The following is a 3,811-nucleotide window of genomic DNA, read 5'->3' on the forward strand; positions in this document are numbered from 1 at the left end:
GAGCCGGCCCGCGCCCGAGGGCGCCCGTTACTTGCCGACTTCCTTCGTCACCAGGGCGATCGCCTCGTCCACGTCGTCCGTGAGGTGGAAGAGGTAGAGGTCCTTCTCGGAGGCCTTGCCCTGGGCGATGACCGTGTTGCGCAGCCAGTCGACGAGCCCGCCCCAGTACTCCGTGCCGAAGAGCACGATCGGGAACCGGGTGATCTTCTGCGTCTGCACCAGGGTCAGCGCCTCGAACATCTCGTCCAGGGTGCCGAACCCGCCGGGCAGCACCACGAACCCCTGGCTGTACTTCACGAACATCGTCTTGCGGACGAAGAAGTACCGGAAGTTCAGCCCGAGGTCGACGTGCTGGTTGAGCCCCTGCTCGAAGGGAAGCTCGATGCCGAGGCCGACCGAGATGCCGTTCGCCTCGCGGGCGCCCTTGTTGGCCGCCTCCATCGCGCCCGGGCCGCCGCCGGTGATGACGGCGAAGCCGGCCTCGACCAGTGCGCTGCCGATCCGTACGCCGGCCTCGTACTCCGGCGAGCCCACCGGGGTACGGGCCGAGCCGAACACGCTGATCGCGGGCGGCAGCTCGGCGAGCGTGCCGAAGCCCTCGATGAACTCCGACTGGATGCGCAGGACCCGCCAGGGGTCGGTGTGCACCCACTCGGAGGGGCCGGCCGAGTCCAGCAGCCGCTGGTCCGTCGTACTGCCCGCCTGCACCTGACCCCGCCTGCGCAGCACCGGCCCGAGCTGCTGCTCCTCGGGGCGCCGGCGCCCGTTGCCTTCGGAGTTGCCCATGATGTGCTCCCTCCTGCTGATCGTTGGATCAGGTTAGGCGCACAAAAGTGACGGGAGGGGGAATTTACGAGGTCAGCCAGGCGCGGAGTCGTTCCTCGCAGTGCAGGATCGCCTTGGTCTCGACCCGCTCGTCGACCTTGTGCGCCAGCAGCGCGTCGCCCGGACCGTAGTTGACGGCGGGGACGCCGAGGGCGCTGAAGCGGGAGACGTCCGTCCAGCCGAACTTGGGCATGGCGTGGCCGCCGACGGCCTCCATGAACGCGGCGGCCGCCGGGTGGGACAGGCCGGGGAGGGCGCCGGGCGAGGAGTCGTCGACGGTGAAGGCGTCGACCCCGCAGTCGGCGAAGACCTCCTTCACGTGGGCGAGCGCGTCGGCCTCGCTGCGGTCGGGGGCGTAGCGGAAGTTGACGGTGACCGTGCAGGCGTCGGGGATCACGTTGTTGGCGACGCCGCCCTCGATGCGGACGGCGTTGAGGCCCTCGTGGTACTCCAGCCCGTCGATGACCGGCTTGCGGGGCTCGTAGGCGGCCAGCTTCGCCAGGATGGGGCTCGCGGCGTGGATGGCGTTGGAGCCCATCCAGCTGCGGGCGGAGTGGGCGCGCTCGCCGCGGGTGTGCAGCAGGACGCGCAGGGTGCCCTGGCAGCCGCCCTCGACCTCGGCGTTGGAGGGCTCCAGCAGGACGGCGAAGTCGCCGGCCAGCCAGTCGGGGTGGGCGGCGGCGACCTTGCCGAGGCCGTTGAGGTCGGCGGCGACCTCCTCCTGGTCGTAGAAGACGAAGGTGAGGTCGCGGTTGGGCTCGGGCACGGTGGCGGCGATCCGCAGCTGTACGGCGACCCCGGACTTCATGTCCGTCGTTCCGCAGCCCCACAGGACGTCGTTCTCGTCCAGGCGGGACGGGACGTTGGCGGCGATCGGCACGGTGTCGAGGTGCCCGGCGAGTACGACGCGTTCGGCGCGGCCGAGGTGCGTACGGGCGACGACGTTGTTGCCGTGGCGGTCGACGGTGAGGTGCGGAAGGCGGCGCAGGGCGTCTTCCACGAGGTCGGCGAGGACCTTCTCGTCGCCGCTCACGGAGGGGATGTCGACGAGGCGGGCGGTCAGCCCGGCGGCGTCGAGGGTCAGGTCGAGCTCGGATTCGGACATGAACCGACCCTAACGCCCCGGGATGGGCGGGTACCGGCAGCGTCCGGTCGGTGGACGCGTTATCGGCCTCAAGTACGGTGGGCCGCGTGTCCGAGACCGATCGCCCCCGTCCCCGCCGCCGCGGGCCGCTCCGCGCGGCCGTGGGTCTGGCCGTCCTGCTCGCGGTGATCGGATACGTCCTGGTGCACCACTATTCCAACGGCGGGGCGGGCGCCCCGTACTGCGAGGTGACGGCGAAGGGCTCGGCGGGCGGCTCCGGGGGGGCCGTGCAGACGTACGGGATGAGTCCCGAGCAGGCTTCGAACGCCGCGACGATAGCCGCCGTCGGGATCTCCAAGGGGCTCCCGGACCGGGCGGTGACGATCGCGCTGGCGACGGCGATGCAGGAGTCGGGGCTGCGCAACCTCGACCACGGCGACCGGGATTCGCTGGGCCTGTTCCAGCAGCGGCCCTCGCAGGGCTGGGGCACCCCGGAGCAGATCATGGACCCGGTGTACTCGGCGGGGATCTTCTACGACCGGCTCGTGGAGGTCAAGGGATACACCCGGCTGCCGCTGACGGTGGCGGCGCAGCGGGTGCAGCTCAGCGGGTTCCCGCAGGCGTACGCCAAGCACGAGCCGGACGCGACGGTGGTGACGGCCGCCTTCGGCGAGGGCGAGACCACGGCCACGCTGACCTGCTCGGGTCCGGCGCCGGCGAAGGGCGACCCGGAGAAGGTGCGTACGGAGCTGGCCCGGGCGTTCGGCAAGGAGGCCCTGTCCGCGGGCCGGCCCGCGCTGCACGCGGGGGCGAAGACCGGGGAGAGCCCCTCCCCCAAGGCCGTGGCGAGCCCCTCGGCGGGCTCCGCCGGTGCGGCGGGCGGTGCGGCGGCGGGGCCTTCGCAGCCGGCGGCCGTCCCGGAGGCGGAGGTGGACCTCTGGCTGAAGGACGGCGGCGGTGCGGCGGAGGCCCGGCGCGGCCGGGCGATGGCCCACTGGGCGGTGGCCCGGTCCAGGGACCTGGGCATCGCCCGGGTCTCGTACGACGGTTCCGTCTGGGCCGCGGGCCAGAACCGGGGCGCGTGGCAGCGCAAGGGGGCCGGCGGTACGAAGGGGAACGCGGCGCCCGACCCGTACGAGGCGGTGCCGGGACAGGTGCGGATCTTCCTCCCGCGCGGCACGGGCTGAGGCCGGGTACCGGTGCGGGGGGCGTGCGGGGCCGCCGGGCGCCGTCCCGCCGACGGGACGCGATCGTTCGCGCGTGCGGCCCGTCCCCCGGGAGGGGGTGGCCGGGTACTCCTCGCCCCCGGCCGCGTTGACGGCAGATGCCCTGGTGGGCGCGGGTCCGATGGGCTTGTCACGGAAGCCGATTAAACGATGCGTTACTGATCCTTTACCCGGCCGGTCCGCAACTCGGCGCCCCCCGGGAGCGGTTGTACACGGCGTACTCAGCCGCTACCGCTTAGGAGCATCATGTCCCTCCCCCTGACCCGCCGGATCGCCCGCGCCGCGCTTCTCCTCGCAGCCGGCACCGCGCCCGTGGTCGGTGCGGCCGGCGCGGCCAGCGCCGCGGGCCTGGAGTCCGTGCCGCAGCTGGGCACGCTCGCCGCCCCGGACTCCGCCGACGCCCACGCCGCGACCGGGGCGGCCACCGGCGCGGCCGCCGACGTCGCGGGCACCGCCACCAAGGCCGTCCCGGCCGCCGCCCCCGCCTCCGAGGTGGCGGGCAGCGCGGGCCAGATGCTGGGCGGGCTGCCGGTGTCGCAGCTGCCGGTGGGTCACGACCTGCCGGTGGGTCACGACCTGCCGGGCTCCCTGCCGCTGGGCTCCCTGCCGCTGGGCGGCTGAGCCCGCCGCACATCCCCGCGGAACGCCGAGGGGCCGGGAGCGCACAGCTCCCGGT

The 3,811-nt window shown here is 73.5% G+C and carries 4 protein-coding genes; 2 read left to right on the forward strand and 2 right to left on the reverse strand.

The window, feature by feature from the left end; translation table 11 throughout:
- Positions 1–27: 27 nt before the first annotated feature.
- Both VR44_RS33555 and dapE read right to left on the reverse strand, forming a co-directional pair.
- Positions 28–786: an LOG family protein gene (locus tag VR44_RS33555; protein WP_045951419.1), complete on the reverse strand. Its 759-nt coding sequence runs from the start codon at positions 784–786 to the stop codon at positions 28–30.
- 64 nt (positions 787–850) lie between these two features.
- A complete protein-coding gene (dapE, locus tag VR44_RS33560; RefSeq protein WP_045951420.1) occupies positions 851–1,930 on the reverse strand; it encodes a succinyl-diaminopimelate desuccinylase in 1,080 nt (359 codons plus the stop codon).
- A 77-nt stretch (positions 1,931–2,007) separates the two neighbouring features.
- Here dapE and VR44_RS33565 point away from each other — a divergent pair, with 77 nt between their 5' ends.
- Together VR44_RS33565 and VR44_RS42050 are read left to right on the forward strand one after the other, a co-directional pair.
- Positions 2,008–3,096, forward strand: coding sequence for a hypothetical protein (locus VR44_RS33565; protein ID WP_045951421.1), 1,089 nt, complete (start codon positions 2,008–2,010; stop codon positions 3,094–3,096).
- Positions 3,097–3,381: 285 nt separating this feature from the next.
- On the forward strand, positions 3,382–3,756 hold the full coding sequence (locus VR44_RS42050) for a hypothetical protein (protein WP_045951422.1): 375 nt from the start codon (positions 3,382–3,384) through the stop codon (positions 3,754–3,756).
- The last annotated feature ends 55 nt before the right edge of the window (positions 3,757–3,811 follow it).

This window comes from Streptomyces katrae, assembly GCF_000966975.1.
Taxonomy (GTDB): domain Bacteria; phylum Actinomycetota; class Actinomycetes; order Streptomycetales; family Streptomycetaceae; genus Streptomyces; species Streptomyces katrae.

What these genes read in the sequence shown, in the direction of transcription:
- VR44_RS33555 (WP_045951419.1), bottom strand. Translation starts at nt 786, where the DNA reads ATGGGCAACTCCGAAGGCAACGGGCGCCGGCGCCCCGAGGAGCAGCAG.
- dapE (WP_045951420.1), bottom strand. Translation starts at nt 1,930, where the DNA reads ATGTCCGAATCCGAGCTCGACCTGACCCTCGACGCCGCCGGGCTGACC.
- VR44_RS42050 (WP_045951422.1), top strand. Translation starts at nt 3,382, where the DNA reads ATGTCCCTCCCCCTGACCCGCCGGATCGCCCGCGCCGCGCTTCTCCTC.